The 16052-nt window shown below is 38.9% G+C and carries 17 protein-coding genes; 10 read left to right on the top strand and 7 right to left on the bottom strand.

All coding sequences use genetic code 11. The features are described from left to right. Positions 1-71 precede the first annotated feature (71 nt). Genes VLB74_RS13175 through VLB74_RS13165 form a run of 3 tightly spaced genes read left to right on the top strand, consistent with a single transcriptional unit; the run spans position 72 to position 2802 of the window. The gene (locus tag VLB74_RS13175) at positions 72-557 is read left to right on the top strand and encodes an IPExxxVDY family protein (RefSeq protein WP_325203919.1); all 486 of its coding nucleotides are present in this window, start codon (positions 72-74) and stop codon (positions 555-557) included. A 4-nt stretch (positions 558-561) separates the two neighbouring features. Then, positions 562-1992, top strand: coding sequence for a pyruvate kinase (gene pyk / locus VLB74_RS13170; protein ID WP_325203918.1), 1431 nt, complete (start codon positions 562-564; stop codon positions 1990-1992). Between the two features lie 36 nt (positions 1993-2028). Continuing rightward, complete coding sequence (locus VLB74_RS13165) at positions 2029-2802, top strand: Bax inhibitor-1/YccA family protein (protein WP_325203917.1); 774 nt, start codon at positions 2029-2031, stop codon at positions 2800-2802. Between the two features lie 55 nt (positions 2803-2857). Here the strand turns inward: VLB74_RS13165 and dinB are convergent, their stop codons facing one another. Then, entirely contained in the window at positions 2858-3940 is a 1083-nt protein-coding gene (dinB, locus tag VLB74_RS13160) for a DNA polymerase IV (RefSeq protein WP_325203916.1), read from the bottom strand. A 40-nt stretch (positions 3941-3980) separates the two neighbouring features. On the opposite strand from dinB, the gene VLB74_RS13155 reads away from it, so the two are divergent. Further along, the gene (locus VLB74_RS13155; RefSeq protein WP_325203915.1) at positions 3981-4643 is read left to right on the top strand and encodes an NAD(P)H-binding protein; all 663 of its coding nucleotides are present in this window, start codon (positions 3981-3983) and stop codon (positions 4641-4643) included. Between the two features lie 46 nt (positions 4644-4689). Continuing rightward, complete coding sequence (locus VLB74_RS13150; RefSeq protein WP_325203914.1) at positions 4690-5157, top strand: CYTH domain-containing protein; 468 nt, start codon at positions 4690-4692, stop codon at positions 5155-5157. A gap of 2 nt (positions 5158-5159) precedes the next feature. On the opposite strand, the gene VLB74_RS13145 is transcribed toward VLB74_RS13150, so the two are convergent. The 6 genes from VLB74_RS13145 to VLB74_RS13120 all read right to left on the bottom strand — a co-directional run bounded on the left by VLB74_RS13145 (position 5160) and on the right by VLB74_RS13120 (position 10478). Next, complete coding sequence (locus VLB74_RS13145; RefSeq protein WP_325203913.1) at positions 5160-5615, bottom strand: septal ring lytic transglycosylase RlpA family protein; 456 nt, start codon at positions 5613-5615, stop codon at positions 5160-5162. Positions 5616-5695: 80 nt separating this feature from the next. Further along, the gene (locus VLB74_RS13140) at positions 5696-6130 is read right to left on the bottom strand and encodes a hypothetical protein (protein WP_325203912.1); all 435 of its coding nucleotides are present in this window, start codon (positions 6128-6130) and stop codon (positions 5696-5698) included. Positions 6131-6225: 95 nt separating this feature from the next. Further along, on the bottom strand, positions 6226-8418 hold the full coding sequence (locus VLB74_RS13135; RefSeq protein ID WP_325203911.1) for a M12 family metallo-peptidase: 2193 nt from the start codon (positions 8416-8418) through the stop codon (positions 6226-6228). A 70-nt stretch (positions 8419-8488) separates the two neighbouring features. After that, positions 8489-9148, bottom strand: a complete 660-nt coding sequence (locus tag VLB74_RS13130; RefSeq protein WP_325203910.1) for an aspartate kinase — start codon at positions 9146-9148, stop codon at positions 8489-8491. 71 nt (positions 9149-9219) lie between these two features. Next, complete coding sequence (locus VLB74_RS13125) at positions 9220-9579, bottom strand: YraN family protein (RefSeq protein WP_325203909.1); 360 nt, start codon at positions 9577-9579, stop codon at positions 9220-9222. Then, positions 9579-10478 carry a S66 peptidase family protein gene (locus VLB74_RS13120; protein WP_325203908.1) on the bottom strand — a complete coding sequence of 300 codons (900 nt, stop codon included), beginning with the start codon at positions 10476-10478 and terminating at the stop codon, positions 9579-9581. The genes VLB74_RS13125 and VLB74_RS13120 overlap by 1 nt, the downstream gene beginning before the upstream one ends. Positions 10479-10756: 278 nt before the next feature. Here VLB74_RS13120 and metG point away from each other — a divergent pair, with 278 nt between their 5' ends. The 5 genes from metG to VLB74_RS13095 all read left to right on the top strand — a co-directional run. Next, positions 10757-12817, top strand: coding sequence for a methionine--tRNA ligase (metG, locus tag VLB74_RS13115; RefSeq protein ID WP_325203907.1), 2061 nt, complete (start codon positions 10757-10759; stop codon positions 12815-12817). 14 nt (positions 12818-12831) lie between these two features. After that, complete coding sequence (locus tag VLB74_RS13110) at positions 12832-14265, top strand: hypothetical protein (RefSeq protein WP_325203906.1); 1434 nt, start codon at positions 12832-12834, stop codon at positions 14263-14265. 12 nt (positions 14266-14277) lie between these two features. Further along, positions 14278-14967 carry an HAD family hydrolase gene (locus VLB74_RS13105; RefSeq protein ID WP_325203905.1) on the top strand — a complete coding sequence of 230 codons (690 nt, stop codon included), beginning with the start codon at positions 14278-14280 and terminating at the stop codon, positions 14965-14967. Continuing rightward, positions 14964-15593: a chloramphenicol acetyltransferase gene (locus tag VLB74_RS13100; protein WP_325203904.1), complete on the top strand. Its 630-nt coding sequence runs from the start codon at positions 14964-14966 to the stop codon at positions 15591-15593. The genes VLB74_RS13105 and VLB74_RS13100 overlap by 4 nt, the downstream gene beginning before the upstream one ends. Next, positions 15594-16052: arginase family protein (locus VLB74_RS13095; protein ID WP_473964699.1), on the top strand; the 459-nt coding region annotated here is incomplete at its 3' end. It lies immediately after the preceding gene.

The raw sequence follows: 16052 nt of genomic DNA, 5'->3' as shown, positions 1-16052 counted from the left end.
AGTTATCAACTCTCATTTACTGTTTTTTAAGTCTATAATGTAGTATATTTACATTATCTTTAAAAAACAGTATGGCCATTCACAAAATCCAGATTGACGATTTTATTTCGATTGATTATCAGCTCGTCGCGATACATTCTTCGCTGGAGGATTACCGTTTGGCGTACTTCATCAATCAGAAACTGGCGATTTCTTTCGAAAAAAGCAAAAACGATATCGGGATACAAATTCCCGAAGGCAAAAGCCATTTCACCCGTTTTGTTTTTGATGACGAAAAACACGAACTGTACTGGAATTTAGTCCCCAACAAAACAACTGTCGTAACCCGACAAACCAAAGCCACTTCCCTTTTCGAAGAAACAGAAATGGACATTACCACCAATATCTTTCTGCTTCCCGAACTTAAGAAAGTGGACTATATCTTAAAAATTGAAAATACAGACGATTTTTTCAATCCCGAGGGTTTAATTGATGAATTGCTCACGATTAAACAGATTACTACGGCTTACAAAATCGAACAAAATACACTCAAATCGAAGAATAATTTAATTTTCTGATACAATGCCAACAAGAAAAAAGACAAAAATTGTAGCAACCCTTGGTCCTGCCTGCAGCACTAAAGAAGTGCTGAAAGAAATGATAGATGCAGGGGTAAATGTTTTTAGAATTAACTTCTCTCATGCCGATTATACGGATGTACAGGAACGCATCGACATTATCAAGGATCTGAACAAAGAATACGGTTATACCACTTCCATTTTAGCTGATTTACAAGGTCCGAAATTACGGGTAGGCGTAATGAAAGAAGATGTTGTCGTAAGCAAAGGCGATATTATCACTTTTACAACCGCAGAAGACATCCTGGGTACTGCCGAAAAGGTTTACATGAACTACAAAGAATTCCCTAAAGATGTAAATCCGGGTGAACGCATATTGCTGGATGACGGAAAACTTATTTTCGAAGTACTGAAAACCGACAAGAACACGGAGGTGGAAGCTATCGTGATTCAGGGTGGTCCGTTAAAATCGAAAAAAGGGGTTAACCTTCCAAACACCAGAGTTTCCTTACCGGCCTTAACTGAAAAAGATATCCGTGATGCGTTATTTGCCATCAGATGTGAAGTCGACTGGATTGCTCTTTCATTTGTGCGCACCCAAGAAGACCTAAAAGATTTGAGGGATTTGATTTCAGCTAACTCCAACCATAAAATTCCGGTTATCGCCAAAATCGAAAAACCGGAAGCTGTGGAAAACATCGATAAGATTGTGGCTTATTGTGACGGATTAATGGTGGCGCGTGGTGATTTGGGAGTTGAAATCCCGGCGCAGGAAGTTCCGTTAATTCAGAAAAAACTGGTTTATCGCGCCAAAACAGCCCGTATCCCAGTGATTATCGCCACACAAATGATGGAAACAATGATTACCAGTTTAACGCCAACCCGAGCCGAAGTTAACGACGTAGCCAACTCTGTGATGGATGGTGCCGATGCGGTAATGCTATCCGGAGAAACATCGGTTGGAAATTATCCTGTTCAGGTAATCGAAAAAATGACCCAAATTATTGAAGCTGTGGAAGATTCACCAATAATTCAGGTCCCTCAAAACCAACCGCAGATCAAAACCAACCGTTACATAACCAAAAACATCTGTTATCACGGAGCGCTTTTAGCCAATGACATCAACGCAAAGGCAATCACAACACTTACCAACAGTGGTTATACTGCCTTTCAGGTTTCAGCATGGCGCCCGCATGCGCACATTTTGGTTTTCACATCAAACAAACGTATTCTGACACAACTGAATTTACTTTGGGGTGTCAACGCTTTCTTCTACGATAAATTTGTAAGCACAGATGACACTATTGATGATATCAACACCATCTGTAAAGAAAAAGGCTTTGTAAAAATTGGCGATATGCTGGTAAATCTTGCCGCCATGCCCGTTACGGCAAAAGGAATGGTAAACACGCTGCGCATTTCTGAAATTGAATAGAAAAAAGTATATTTAAATAATACAAACAGAAAAACTATGAATTCAAACAATCCGTTTTTTAAGAACAAATCGTTTACCAACACAAGCCGTTATTCCACGGATAACATAAGTGAACCTCAAACGATTGTTATTGATTACAATGAAACGATGACCGTTCAGGGAACCATTAACAAAAGTTTATTGATGCTGCTTTTATTGGTTGTTGGTGCTGCTGTAACCTGGACAATGACTATGACTGGTTACAACCCGATTGTTTTAACAATAGGTGGTGCCATCATTGGCTTTATATTAGTACTTGTTGCAGCTTTCAAGCCACAATATTCAGGTTATTTAGCACCTGGTTATGCCTTTTTTGAAGGACTTTTCATTGGAGGACTTTCTGCTATTTTCGAAATGATGTACCCAGGATTAGTTATTCAGGCTGTGGGAGCTACTTTTGTGACTTTCATAGTTTGTTTCGGATTGTACAAATACAACGTTGTTCAGGTTACTGACCGTTTTCGCTCCGTAGTAGTAGCCGCGACTTTGGCCATCGCCAGTTTTTACCTTATCACATGGCTGCTTTCCCTATTTATCAATTTCCAACCGATTCACCACGGAAATTCATTGATGAGTATCGGAATCAGCGCTTTCGTAATTGTAGTTGCTGCCCTGAACTTATTCCTTGACTTTGATCAGATTGAAAAAGGAGCACAAAGAAACCTTCCGAAATATATGGAATGGTTTGGTGCTATGGGATTGATGATTACCCTGGTTTGGTTGTACGTTGAATTTTTACGCTTGCTTTCCAAGCTTTCCAGCAGAGATTAATTCGCAAAAAACATATCTGAAAACCGATTTCAAACTGAAGTCGGTTTTTTTATACCTAAAAATCAAATTTCAACTGCACCACTACCGATTTTTTCATTTCCGTATTGAGATTATGCAGTGAAATCCCAAGTAGTCGAACAGAATCTTTCATTTTTTCCTGATACAATAATTCTTTGGCGGCTTCAAAAATAAGACTGCTGTCCGATATAAAATAAGGCAGGGTTTTGCTTCTGGTTTGCAGGGTAAAATCGGAATACTTGATTTTAAGCGTAACCGTTTTTCCGGCTATTTTGTTTTTCTTAAGTCGGCGTTCCAGTTCTTTTGCAATGTTCTCCAAACGTTCTTCCATAAAGATTTCGGAAGACAGATTCACATTGAACGTCCGTTCCGCCCCAACCGATTTTAAAGTCCGATTCGGTTTAACTTTGCTGTAACTTATACCGCGTGCCAAATTGTAAAACGATTTTCCGCTGTTCCCAAAATGCTGTTCCAGATACTCAATCGATTTGCTTTTTAAATTGGCTCCCGTAAATATCCCCAACTGATACATTCGTTCGGCAGTTACTTTACCAACCCCGTAAAACTTCTTCACATCCAGTCCTTCCATAAAAACCTCAACTTCATCAGGGTTAACCGTTTTCTGCCCGTTGGGTTTGTTGTAATCGGAAGCTATTTTAGCCACAAATTTATTAACTGAAATTCCTGCTGAAGCTGTCAATCCAACTTCTTCAAAAATGCGTTTTCGGATTTCCTGGGCGATTAATGTGGCACTTGGATTCCCCTTTTTATTGTGGGTCACATCAAGATAAGCTTCATCGAGTGAAAGCGGTTCCACCAGATCGGTATAATCGAGAAATATTTTTCGGATTTTATTTGAAATTTCTTTGTACCTGTCAAAGCGCGGGCGCACAAAAATCAGTTCAGGACATAACTTTCTAGCCAGATAACCACTCATCGCGCTACGGACACCAAATTTTCTGGCTTCGTAACTCGCTGCCGAAACCACGCCTCTAGCCTCACTTCCTCCAACCGCAATGGGCTTTCCTTTCAGCAACGGATTATCCATCTGCTCCACCGAAGCATAAAAAGCATCCATATCCACATGGATAATTTTTCTTTGAAGCATTTCTGGTTCCATACCGTAAATTTATGTATATTCAAGGAACATTTCTAAACCGATGAAAAAAACAGCCATACTTTTGGGAGCATCAGGATTGACAGGCAGTTTGCTATTGGAACTATTGCTTTCCGATTCGGATTTTGATAAAATAAAACTGTTTTCAAGGAAAGAATCGGGCCATTCCCATCCGAAAATAGAGGAACACATTATCGATGTTCTTCACCTGGAAGATCATTCAGCCGATTTTACAGCCGATGTTGTTTTTTGCTGTATCGGAACCACCAAAGCCAAAACTCCGGATGAAAACGAGTACAAATCCATCGACTTCGGAATCCCGGTAACAGCGGCACAATTGGCTAAACAAAACAATATTCAAACATTCATCGTAATTTCAGCCTTGGGAGCAAACAGAAAAAGTCCTGTTTTTTATAATCGCATCAAAGGAGAAATGGAACGTCAGGTTCTTGATTTGGGAATCCCAAAAACCCATATCCTGGAACCTTCACTTATCGCAGGCGACCGAAATGAAGCGCGGATAGGCGAAACCATGGGAATCTATCTGATGAAAGCCATCAATCCGTTATTGATCGGAAAACTGAAAAAATTCCGAAGCATCGCACCGGAAAATATCGCTAAAACCATGTGGCATCTTGCGAAAAATGATTATCCGAAAACCATTGTTCCTTCAGATGTCATTTTCAATTTAGGACAGCTGCACTGATTTACTTATCTTCGACGCTCATTCCAACTTAAACTAACCCATTCAAATGCAGGAAACCGAACGAAAATTTCTGGTCACTTCAGAAGATTTTAAAACAGTAGCTTTTACCAAGAATCGAATTGTTCAGGGGTATTTGAACTCCCATCCGGAGCGCACCGTTCGCATCAGGATTAAAGGTGATAAAGGTTTTTTGACGATTAAAGGCAAAGGAAACGAATCAGGTACTACGCGTTTGGAATGGGAAAAGGAAATTCCGTCAACGGAAGCCGAACAGTTATTACCGCTTTGCGAACCTGGAACTATTGATAAAATAAGGTATGAAATAACCGTGGGAGCGCATGTGTATGAAGTAGATGTCTTTTCAGGCGACAATGAAGGCTTAATCATAGCCGAAATAGAACTCGCTTCCGAAACAGAATCCTTTGAAAAACCGAATTGGGTAGGAAAGGAAGTTACCGGTGATGAGCGTTATTACAATGCCTACCTCAGCAACCATCCTTTTAAAAGCTGGTAAATTTATTCTCTTACGATCTCTAAATTGACATCGATGAACCCGCGCCCTTTAGCGTGAGAAATTTCCATGAAGGCTTTTTTGGAAAGATCTATTTCACGTCCTCTGGTGAACGGTCCCCGATCGATAACCGTAACGATAACAGATTTGTTATTAATCGGATTTGTGACCTTTAACGTCGTCCCGAATGGCAATTTTTTATGGGCAGCAGTCAGTTTTGAGTTATCGAAACGTTTTCCGCTAGCTGTTTTCCTGCCATTAAACCTGTCGTGATAGTAGGATGCGTGAACCCCTTTTTTATAGGGTTTGTAATTTAAACGGATTTGCGTGGAATCTGCTTTTAAACTATCCTGAAGAATTGTTTTTGCTTTTTCGTTCAATAACATTTTTTCGCTGGTAAAACTACTGGCAAAGAATATAAAAATGAAAAGCAATAAAGTTGGGGCAATAATTTTTTTCATATTTTTATTTTTAACTACAGAAATAACAAGAAATATGCCACAGAAAGAAAAAGCCCAAAATGGGCTTTATGGATTTAGAACTAACGATTCCAAGGATACCAAAGGTTCCAAGGAATTCTACTTAATATAAAAAGTAATCCGGCAAGGTATAAAAAAGCAATTTTCTTAAACTTACCATTACTGCTTTCTTCTTTTTTATGTTTTGACCAACCCACTGTAATTAGGGCTATGGCCAATATATTGATAAGTGGGTGCTCTAAAGAAGTTAATCGTGAGGCAGCATTACCCATATCGCCAAGGAGCGCCATTCCAAGTGGAGAAACAAAATAAATAATCAATCCCAAAACCAATTGGATATGACAGAAAATCAAGGCAAACAAAGAAATTTTTCTGTCGTTATCACCAAATACCCTTCCGGATGAAATTCCCATAAAGGCGTTAATCACAGCAACAATCAACATTCCCAGTGCCAAATAAGCTACTAAAGAATGTGCATTTCGAATAATTTCTACCATACTTTCGATTTATTAGTCTAACAAATATATTGAATAAAAAATAAAACCTGCTACTTTTTTTAAGTAACAGGTTTTTATTTAATGTACAAAATCGATTACAACTTTACCACTTTGAAGTTAACTGTCTGATTATCAATTTTCATTTTAAAGAAATAAGTCCCCGAAGCATAGCCGGAAATATCTACTTGCGTTGTCAGGTTATTTACATCACCAGAGAATAATAATCGTCCCTGAACGTTATAAACCATCACATTTGAAATCATGTCTTTGGAATTAATCGTCACAACACCATTTGTAGGATTCGGGTAGTACGAATAATCTATATAATTATTTTCATTAATTCCAAGGTTTGTAAGGCATGATGTTGTTGCAACCCAGCCCTGATCGGTCACTCCGCCATCGGAAAAGAACCTTAACGTTAAAGCTCCGTCCGGTGCTGAAGATTCAAGTGGTCCCGGCACCGTTGTTCCGGTATAGCCGTTAGCAGCAAATGAAGGTGATGCCGTACTTGAACCATTATAAACATACAGGTAATCGTAATCCTGTTCCAATGAGAAACTTGTAAAGTCGAGCCTGATCTTCTTATTGGACAAATTAGGGATGATAGTTCTCACAAAGTTCTGATTGTTAGTATAAGCTCCTGAAATACCTCCAGTGTCTGCAATGGTGATTCCGTCACAATAATTAGCAGAAGTAAGAAAAATGTACTCTCTCGTCAGGGGCGTCAAACTTCCACAATTGGGTTTAACACGGAATTTATAATACGTATTAGGAGACAAACCATATGCTGTAAATGTAGGAGCCGTTACAGTATTCCATGTAGGTGTATTACTCGAAAAAGGCAATACAGCTACCTGCCATGTATCTTCGACAGTCACATCAGTCCAAGTAACAACCGCCGATGTCGAGGCTGCATTATACTGGGCATCGATAGCACCAACTCCATTCACACAAATAGCTATACAATCGGTGCTTAAACACCCTCTCGAGTTAACAAAATTCAAAATTGCAGTACTCGGTTGAGGGCCAAAGCCATTAGCCAAACTAATCCCCACACCGCTCACAAGGTGACAATAGCTCATAATGGATCCTTTAACTACGCTACTCGGTATGGTTGGCGGAGTCGTCATACAAGAATAACCTTCAGCACTTGATCCGAGTGCATAAGGCGCACAATTATCTATAGCCGTATTATTACCATTCCAGGCACAGGCATGCGTGTGTCGCGAACCAATATTGTGTCCGAATTCATGGGTAATTACCTGAATGGTCCATGAGTATGTCGGAACGGTTGAATAGCTTAAATAAACATCTGAATAAACATAATTATTCGTGGTACAAAGTCCTCCGATTCCCATTGACACTCCTCCCAGGCCTCCCGGGTCTATCCCCACAAGCTGCCCAACATCACCATCAAATACCGGTCTGACTTCCTTAAATTTATACAGATAATCGCTGGATCCTGTTCCAATTCCCTCATAAGGATCAAGCGTGGTCCAGATGTAAACAGATTTCAACGAAACAGTTATTCCGTCATTAGTATAAAGCGTCTGCATGTTATTAAAAACAGACGTCATCCAATTGGTGGTGGTAGTCGTATCACTTCCGTTTGAAACAAACAAATTATTGTCGATTTCAAAATAGGTGGCAACGCATTTAGTACTGTTTGGTGATTTTAAATCGTCAGTTATGTTTTCCTTTTCCCCGGTAAGTTCATCGGAAGTGTGACAGTCGTTAGAAGACGCCACCTTCATTTTCTGATCTTCGTAAATGATGTATTCGGAGGTATTCCCTGGTTTATCGATTTTTCCGATTACCAGATTACTCAAAAGCGAACTTGAAACCACGCCATTGAATTCGCCATTGAAAAAATTAAAGGAAGCCAAGGAATTAGGGTCATTTTTGATGATTCCTCTATAGTAAACCCCTTTATTGTAATTAATGTTTTTTTGCTTGTCCGTATCAACATGAAATCCTTCTGCAAACAAGTCAACTTTATATAACTGTATCTGTAAGATGCTACCATGATAGGGTAGCTGTAATTCGATTGTCTGATAGCCTTTTTGAACAACGTCATTAACCACGGATGCTTTTATTGTTGCCAATTGAGCTTCTGTAACAGTTTGTTCAATTTCGATGTTCGGCCGCTTATCAGAAGAATTTAAAGGAAGAACGGGAACGAATTCTGTCTTGGACAAATTCAGTTCCCGTACTTTTGATGCTACTTTATTTTGCGAAAACGCAAAAAGACTACAGCATAAGACTGTAATAGTAATTAGTTTTTTCATTTTTAGTTAGTTAAGTTTTGGTTATTCCAAAAATAACAAAAAAAAACAAAAACACTAATAAACTTACTTTTTACACTTTTTTCAGGTCTTTAATAACCTTAAATGCATTGTCTATATGCTCTTCGCTAACCACAATGGTAATTTCGAAATTGGTTGAAATTACTTCATTGATATTGATTCCATCCCATGCCAAACGTTGGAAAACGAAATAGAAAAGACCCGGTGTACCCACGTTGTCTTTAGGAAGCTTAACTGTAATTGAAGCTAACTTATCCGTTTTAACCAACCATTTTTCGTCTTCAAAATGTTTCTCAAGAATATCGCTAATGGACTCACTTAAAATAATATTAGTTTCATTAACACCTCGGGAAGAAGTATAGAAAACATCTTTAAGCGAACTGATTTCCGTTAGAAAATCGGCTTGTCTGTTTAAAACTCTTGGATTAATCGGAAAGTTGTAATTAACCAGTGAGGAACGCACAGTTATCTCACCCATTCCCTTTAAGGTTTTCTCAATTTTATGGTTGATTCGGAAATCCAGTTCTTCGGATAAGCGTTTTAAAGCCATTACAATTGCGCCTTGCTTCACCTCCTTATCCATTTCATTCTCCAAATCATGCTGAATGATTCTGGCTAATGATGTCAAATTAACAATTCCAAGCGTTAAACCATTAAGTAAAAACGGTTTAGATTTAATGTAATTCTCTACAACAGAAGAAATCGTTTTCATAAATTAAACTTATTTAAAAAAAATTTTGGCTAAATTACAAATAAAAACAATATGTTACAATTATAACAATGTTAAAAATAATAAAAAGCATCTTTTAGATGCGAAATTTCACAAATGGTTGCGTTCTTTGTTACAGAAATTATGTCGAAACGCACCATAAAATCTAGGTTTTTAAAGCTAACATACTCATCTGCAGCCTTTACCAATAATCTAATTTTTTTTTCGTTTACAAAGTTTTGAGGATCACCAAAATCCGAATTCGATCTTGTTTTTACCTCAATTACAGCTAAAATGTTATTTTTTTGTGCAATAATGTCTATTTCTGCTTTTTGAAAAAACCAATTTCGCTCGATAATTTCATACCCGTTTTTCTTCAGATAATCAACGGCCAAATCTTCTCCGAGTTTTCCAAATTCATTGTGTTCTGCCATTATTTCTTGAATTCCAAAATAATTTCATCCGCATTTACCTCAAATTCAACTTCTTTACCAAGAATAAGGGTACGATTGTCTTTCTGATGCCCTGCCGGAAAATAAAAACAAACCGGGAAGCTGTATTTTTTAGCGATTTCCATAATAATCCCCACTTCATTCTGCCCAAACGGAATCTCGTTATCATGCATATCGGTCATGCTGCCAACGATTAATCCTTTCAGGTTTTCGAAATAGCCATTGCGTTTCAGGTTCTGCATCATTCGGTCTACATGGTACAGGTATTCATCCAAATCTTCAATAAACAGGATTTTCCCATCGGTATCCAAAGAGGATTTCGATCCCAACAAACTATACAATATGGAAAGATTCCCCCCAACCAACTGTCCTTTCGCCTTCCCTTTAATTTCATACCCTTTTGCCGGAACTACATATTTCAGGCTTTCCCCGAAAAGCGCTTTACGTAAGGTTTCCTTCACCTCATCCGGTGCTTTGGGAACCGTGAACGGCATGATGGAGTGCAAAGTGGCAATTCCCATGGTATTCAGATGACTGTGCAAAACGGTAACATCACTAAAACCCATAATCCACTTCGGATGTTTTTTGAATTTCGAAAAATCCAGCGTATCGATAATACGAACCGTACCATAACCACCACGGGCACACCAAATCGCCTTGATATCATCATCGTCCAGCATCGCCTGAAGGTCGGCAGTGCGCTCTGCATCGGTTCCGCCTAACTGGCAGCTGTCCAATCCGATGGTTTTGCCGAGTTTTACTTCCAGTCCCCAGGATTTCAACAGATCAATGGCCGGTTGAGCTTCTTCGGGAAAAAATTTTCTTGCGGTACATACTAAAGCGACGGTATCGCCTTTTTTAAGATACGGTGGAATTTTCATGCGTTTTTGAGAATAAGATACGGCACAAAATGATAGTGCAGTCAGTATTAAAATTGATTTCAAAAATAAGGATTCAGAAAATAGTTTGACTGTATTCATATCATAATTTTGAAATCATTCCTAACAAATTTAAAGAATAATCTGAATCATTGTGTTATAAAATTAAATTTCCAGGTAGAAATCGTACAGAAAATTATCGAAAATTCGTGAATTAACTTCGTTGAATCTTCGATTTCATGCTAAAAGCATTATTTTTGCATTCAAATTGACGCATTTTTATGATACAAGATCCAAAGAGATATACGATTACTGCCGCTTTACCTTATACTAATGGCCCTATTCACATTGGACATTTAGCCGGTGTTTACGTACCTTCTGACATTTATGCCCGTTTCCTTCGCATGCAGGGGAAAGATGTGGCCTTTATCTGCGGAAGCGACGAACATGGTGTAGCCATCTCCATGAAAGCCAAAAAAGAAGGAATTACTCCGCAGCAGGTAATCGACAAATACGACGGAATCATTCGTAAATCGTTTGAAGATTTCGGAATTTCTTTCGACAATTATTCGCGTACTTCGGCTAAAATCCATCATGAAACGGCTTCTGAATTCTTCAGAAAACTGTATGACGAAGGGAAATTCATCGAAGAAACCACCGATCAATTATACGACGAGAAAGCCGATCAGTTTTTAGCGGATCGTTTCGTAACAGGAACTTGTCCGAAATGCGGCAACGAAGAAGCCTATGGCGACCAATGCGAAAAATGTGGTTCGTCCTTAAATGCGACCGATTTGATTAATCCGAAATCGACCATTACCGGAACAAAACCCGTTTTAAAATCGACAAAACACTGGTTTTTGCCATTAGACCAATACGATGCGTTCTTAAGAGAATGGATTTTGGAAGGTCATAAAAACGACTGGAAACCGAACGTTTTTGGTCAGGTAAAATCGTGGTTGGAAGATGGTTTGCGTCCGCGCGCGGTAACCCGTGATTTGGATTGGGGTATCGACGTTCCGGTGGAAGGTGCCGAAGGTAAAAAACTGTATGTTTGGTTTGATGCGCCTATCGGATACATCTCTTCTACCAAAGAATGGGCAGCCCGAGAAGGAAAGGACTGGGAACCGTACTGGAAATCGCAGGACACGAAACTGGTTCATTTCATCGGAAAAGACAATATCGTTTTCCATTGCGTGATTTTCCCTGCCATGTTAAAAGCGGAAGGCAGTTACATCTTACCGGATAATGTACCGGCTAACGAATTCCTGAATCTGGAAGGCAACAAACTGTCGACTTCCAAAAACTGGGCGGTTTGGCTGCATGAATATTTATTGGATTTCCCTGAAAAACAAGATGTTTTGCGTTACGCGTTAACGGCCAATGCTCCGGAAACCAAAGACAACGACTTTACCTGGAAAGATTTTCAGGCACGAAATAACAACGAATTGGTAGCCATCTTCGGAAACTTTATTAACCGCGTGGTGGTCTTGACCAATAAATATTACAACGGTGTTATCCCGCAACCAAATGAATTGACGGAAGTGGATCAGGCAACATTAACGGAACTTAAAGCTTATCCGGCTGTAATTGCTTCTTCTGTGGAAAGATACCGTTTCAGGGAAGCATTAGGTGAATTGATGAATGTGGCGCGTTTGGGTAATAAATATTTAGCCGATGAAGAACCGTGGAAAATCATCAAGGAAAATCCCGAACGTGTACAGACACAAATGTATGTGGCATTGCAGATTGCGGCTGCTTTAAGCGTACTAGCAGAACCGTTCTTACCGTTTACGGCAAACAAATTAAAGAACATCTTAAAACTGAATAATACTTTGAGCTGGAACGACATTTCCAACACATCCGATTTACTTCCATCAGGAAATCAGATTGGAGAAGCTGAATTGTTATTCGCTAAAATAGAAGACGACGAAATTCAAAAACAAATTGACAAATTGGAAGCAACCAAAGTAGCCAACAAAGCCGAAAATGCTAAAGCAGAGCCACAAAAAGACATCATCACTTTTGAAGATTTCGCCAAAGTGGATTTGCGTATCGGAACCATTATCGAAGCTGAAAAAATGCCGAAAGCAAACAAGCTATTGGTTTTGAAAGTAGATACAGGAATCGACGTTCGCACAATTGTTTCGGGAATTGCAGAACATTTCTCTCCGGAAGAAGTAATCGGCAAACGCGTTACCGTTTTGGTAAATTTAGCCCCAAGGTCATTACGCGGCGTGGAAAGTGAAGGAATGCTTTTGTTAAGCAACACCGCAGAAGGCAAACTGGTTTTTGTGAATCCGGATGCTGAAGGGGTGATTAATGGCGCCGTAATCGGATAATTCCATAATCAATTATGAAAAGAGGAATATTGTTATTGCTATTGCTTTTATCTGCATTTCAATCATTCTCACAGGAGTTAGCAGCAAAAACACCTATAAAGTTTGTTGAAAAATCAGATGTTTTCCAGATTGTAGAGGAGAAAGAAAAAAGAATTTGTTTTTTCCTTACCGATAAAAAAAACATAAAAATACTCCGTTTCAATAATGATTTTGGCGTATTGGACTCATTATCCGTTACAAGACCATCTGAAAAATTTGACCAGATTATAGGCTATAGCATTTCACAAAATAAATATTTCATTTTTTGGTCGAATTCCAGAAACAAAGAAATTATCGAGCAATGTTTTAACATGAATGACAAGAGTGTTAATACAAACGCTCATTCCCTGGTCTTTGATAAAGAAAAGCCTTTAAAGAAAATTACGGTAAACAATTTGTTTTACCTTATTACTTTAGTCAAAAGCAGTAATAAATTGAATTTCTACCGTTTTACAGACGGTCAGTTTGACAAAAAAACGGTAGATTTTTCGCAAACCATATTCTTGAATGCTTCCAATAAACCAGCCTCTTTATGGTCTGTCTTTAACGAAAAGAGTCGGTTGGAAGAGGAAATGACATTACAAACTATTTCTGATGACACGCCGCCTTCATTGGTTTTAAGTGCTCATAAGAGAAAAATGTACATAAAAGAAAACGTTCTGACGATCACTTTAGACAATAATAGTGACCTGACACAAATATTAAAGATAGACCTAAACGATTTCTCCTCGTCAACAAATAGCATCCCACAACCCGAAGTGGCCGAACTCGACTTAATGGGTGTAGATTCCAATTCTTTTTTGATGCCAGACCAAATTATTCAGATGAAAACCAATTCTGAAAAAATGTTCTTATTGGTAAAGGATTTAAATGGAAAACTATTGAAGTCGAATGTATTGAATCCGGACGAGGAAATTTCAATAAAGAATTCCGAAGTGGTTCAGGAAAATGGAAGCATAAAAAAAGCAGAGGTCATAAATGAACCGGGGAAATTATTGCGAAAACTAAACAAACTGCATCCTTCCTTGTCCTGTTACAGTGTGAACGACAATCTATGTCTAACCATTGGAGGAGTTTCTCCTCCGCCAAACAACAACAATGCTATTGCAGTAGGAGCGGTTTTAGGCGGCTTAACCGGAGCTTTAATCGTGGCGGCTATTACATCTAATTCTTCTGCGGAAAATTTACTTTCATACAAAGACAGAAAAGTTATTTATGTAAACTGCCTGTTTGATAACCAATTTAATCACCTCTCCGGCAATGTTGAAAATTTAGCCTTTGATAGTTTGCGGGCTTTCGCTGAAGAAAAACACCAAATGCCCAATCAAACTGTTTTCAAATTTGACAATAATCTTTACTTTGGTTTTTACAATAACGAGGAGCAAAACTATTCTTTTTATCGATTTTAAAAATCACAGAACATGAATCCAAAAATAATCGCCTTCGACGCAGATGACACCTTATTCATCAACGAACCGTATTTTGAGGAAACCGAAAGGAAATTTTGCGGCATGATGAGTGATTATCATTCGTATCAGACGCTGTCACAGGAACTGTTCAAAACACAAGTGGATAATCTTCCCTTATACGGTTATGGAATTAAAGGCTATATCCTTTCCATGATTGAAACGGCCATAAAAGTTTCCGACGGAACAATTGGTTCAAAAGGGATTAGAAAAATTACCGAATTGGGCAAAGAACTGATTCAAAAGCCAATAGAATTATTAGACGGCGTAGAAGAAACCCTGGAAGCCCTTCACGGAAAGTACAAATTGGTAGTGGCGACCAAAGGCGACCTGAAGGACCAACAACGCAAACTGCACGATTCGGGTTTAGGTTCCTATTTTCACCATATTGAAGTCATGGCCGATAAACAGGAACTCAACTATGAAAAATTATTACAGCGTTTGGAAATTCAGCCGGAAGAGTTTTTTATGATTGGAAATTCCCTGAAATCAGATGTGCTTCCGGTTTTGAACATTGGTGGCTATGCTGTCCATGTTCCCTTTCATACGACTTGGGCTCATGAAAAAATCGACCATGAAATTGTGCATCCAAATTTTAAAGCCGTTTCAAAAATCACCGATGTCTTACCCATTCTTTTACCATGAAGCAAAAGTTAGACCTTGCAAGCTGGAACCGTAAAACCCATTTTGAATTCTTCAGCCAATTTGAAGAACCTTTCTTTGGTTTGACTTTTACGGTAGATTGCACGAAAGCTTATCAAGCTGCCAAACAAAAAGGAATTTCGTTTTTCATCTATTACCTATACAAAACACTTTCCGCAGTTAATGAAATAGAAAATTTCCGCTATCGTATTATCGATGGTGAAGTTGTTGTATACGATAAAATCAATGTGTCGCCTACAATTATGCGAGAGGATAAAACCTTCTGTTTTGCACTGATGGAATATTTTTCTGATCTTCAGGAATTCAATGAGAAAGCTGCGCAGGAAATCGATCGCATTCAAAACACGGAAGGTCTTCTGACGCGAGATTTCAGTGGCGAATACAATCTCATTCATTTTTCTTCAATCCCTTGGGTGGATTTCACTTCGGTTTCACATTCAAGAAGTTTTACTTTTCCCGACAGTTGTCCTAAAATTTCCTTTGGAAAAATGACGGAGACAAACGGTAAAAAAACTATGCCGATGTCTGTTCACGTGCATCACGGTTTAGTGGACGGCTATCATGTTGGCCTTTTTGTCGAAGCTTTTCAACAACTGATGGATTCGTAAATGTTCCCGATTGCTTATCATCCGATATACAAACATCCGTTACCGGAAGGGCATCGCTTTCCGATGATAAAATATGAGTTGTTGCCGCAACAACTTTTACACGAAGGTACTGTTTCTCTTTCTGCATTTTTTGAACCCGGTTTACCCGATATGCAGCACATTCTGGCCGTTCATGAACGCCTCTATGTCGAAGATTTGGTTAACCTCACGTTAGATCCACGAGCGATTAGAAAAATAGGATTCCCACTTTCAGCTGAATTGGTAGAACGAGAATTACGTTTGTCACAGGGAACCATCCTTGGAGCCGAAAAAGCATTGCAAACCGGAATCGCTTTCAATATCGCCGGAGGAACGCATCATGCGTATTCCGACCGGGGAGAAGCTTTCTGTCTCCTAAACGATCAGGCTATCGGCGCACAATATCTCTTGGACAAGAAATTGGCCAAAAGGATTTTAATT

Source organism: Flavobacterium sp. (assembly GCF_035456225.1).
Taxonomy (GTDB): domain Bacteria; phylum Bacteroidota; class Bacteroidia; order Flavobacteriales; family Flavobacteriaceae; genus Flavobacterium.
Note: the sequence above shows the minus strand (reverse complement) of the source record. Positions and strands in the feature narration are given on the sequence as shown.